This window comes from Tolypothrix sp. VBCCA 56010, from assembly GCF_050875635.1.
Taxonomy (GTDB): domain Bacteria; phylum Cyanobacteriota; class Cyanobacteriia; order Cyanobacteriales; family Nostocaceae; genus Hassallia.
Window position 1 is genome coordinate 1 of the sequence record NZ_JBPAOH010000318.1, and the last position, 2,144, is coordinate 2,144.

General features: G+C 44.1%; 1 protein-coding gene. It reads right to left on the reverse strand.

The annotated features are described in order from the left end of the window. Positions 1 to 23: 23 nt before the first annotated feature. Positions 24 to 1,604, reverse strand: a complete 1,581-nt coding sequence (locus tag AABK37_RS41120) for a group II intron reverse transcriptase/maturase (protein WP_432557130.1) — start codon at positions 1,602 to 1,604, stop codon at positions 24 to 26. Positions 1,605 to 2,144: the final 540 nt, after the last annotated feature.

Below are 2,144 nucleotides of genomic sequence, written 5' to 3' on the forward strand. Positions count from 1 at the left end.
TTGGGTTGAGTCGATGGGGAGTATTATCTCCCGCACCTCTCATTTAGATCCGGACGTGCCCGTTTCCGTGCATCCGGCTCCCGATGTTCTTGTGACTTATGTCTTTTGCCCATGTGGTTATAATCGTGGCAGGATTCATGTACGGCTAGTAAGTTTTTGACCTTCCAGTTGTTGTGATTCCCATCTATGTGGTGTAAATGTATGGATTCTTCGGTCATACATTTCAAACCACACTGACCACATTTATGGTTTTGCCGTTTTAAAGCTTTAGAGGTAGTGTCGCTATATAGTTTACTGTTGCGTTGGCTCCAGTAAACTATATCTCCGTCAAAGGGTGATTTATCGCCTTTGACGTTGACATGTTTATTTTCGGAGTAAGGAACCGTTGGGAACGCTTTATCTAACAATTTCTTGCTAGTGTGGCGGTCTTGTTTAGTTTCTTTATTGAATACCTTGTAAGTTCTGTGTTGTGTGTGGTATAGAGAGAATCTCGCACCGTCCATTTTGCAGAACTTATGGTAGTTTCTCCATCCTCTAACTAAGGGAGCTAATTTCTTAGCTTTGTCCTCAGCACCATAGTTCGAGTTATTGACGATGTGTTTTATTTTCTGACGGATTGTCTTGAAATTGTTCACTGAAGGAACGCTTCTAAACCTTCCGTTGCTTTGTACTTTAAAGTACCAGCCAAGGAAATCAAAACCATCTGTCGATGTTGTTAGCTTGGTCTTTTTCTCGCTGACATTCATTCCTCTATCTGCAAGGAATTGGCTGATTTTTTTAAGTATTTCATCTGCGTCATCTTCGTTTTTGAGTATTATTACCATATCGTCAGCGTATCTGACTGATTGGTGAATTTCTTCAATCCCGTTAAGCGCGATGTTAGCTAAAAGTGGACTTATCACACCGCCTTGAGGAGTACCCTGTTCGGGGAATTGTGGGTTTACTCCGCTCTTTAAGCAGCGAAATATTCCGTCCCTAAGACCCAAAGGGGCTATGAGTCTGCTCATTATCGCTTTGTGGGCTATCCTATCGAAACACTTTTCGATATCGAGTTCTATGACCCGCTTATCTATTCCGTTGGCTTTTGAGTTTAGATTTAGAAATAGGAATTTCTGGGCATCGTGTGCCGAGCGTCCTGGTCTGAAACCATAACTGCGTGCGTGGAAAGTTGCTTCATGTGCTGGTTCTAATGCATATTTTGCAAGGCATTGCCATGCTCTATCCGCAATAGTCGGAACTTTGAGTATGCGTTTTTTCCCGTCCTTCTTAGGTATCGGGATTTCTCGCAGTTTGTTATGATGCCAGTTATGGGAACTAGACTTGAGGAGTTCCTCAAGTGCGAAGCGTTCTTTAAAGTTAAGGAACGCTTTGCCGTCAATACCCGCAGTCTTCTTGCCAGCGTTTAGCTGTGTTACTTGTCGAATAGCCAGAAATCTTGCAGCAATGGATTTCAGAATCAGTTTTTGTAAAGACTGCGCTTTCCGCATGTCTCCAACTCGAACGGCTTTGAACAATCGTTTTTGTAGGCGGAATAAATCTCTGCGAAATTTCTTCCACGGTAGATTCTTCCAAGATTCACTATGTCCGTACATGTGCCTAATCATGCTCTGCTCTAATGATTGTTTTCTGAACACCTTGCAGCAATTACGCTGCATCCTACCCGAATCGAAAGATTTCCGTCGCTCGTCTGACCTACTTGGGTTTTCGACCTTTCCCAAGACTTTCGATTCGTTTTTATTCGTTCCCCAGATGAGATTGTTTGTACCGTTAGGTGGAGCCACTTCAACCGTTAGAACCCCTTACTCTTACCGCTGATGTCCAAATTCTCGGCGGGGTTTTGACTCTAACGAAGTCAGGGGTTTTTAGTTATGCCCTGCTTCTCCGTAGGTTGCTTTTATAGGTTCTGTTTCACCATAGGTACTCCCTGTTAGCGCCAGTGTCCGTCCATAACAACGTTCTGGTTGCGCCCTGTTCCCAGCTTCACCCTGTAAGAAACGAGCTTACTCAGTGTGGGCAGATAAGGAGTCATCTCTGAGTTTGAGAGGGAGGGCTTGCACCTCCATCCTGTCTGGAGTTCAACCCAAAGGGGGTTGGAGTGATTATTTACGGACTTAACCGTGATTCCTCACTCAACGAATCGCACT

Bases quoted from the DNA above. Each gene is read 5' to 3' on its own strand.
- AABK37_RS41120 (WP_432557130.1), bottom strand. From the start codon at position 1,604: ATGATTAGGCACATGTACGGACATAGTGAATCTTGGAAGAATCTACCG.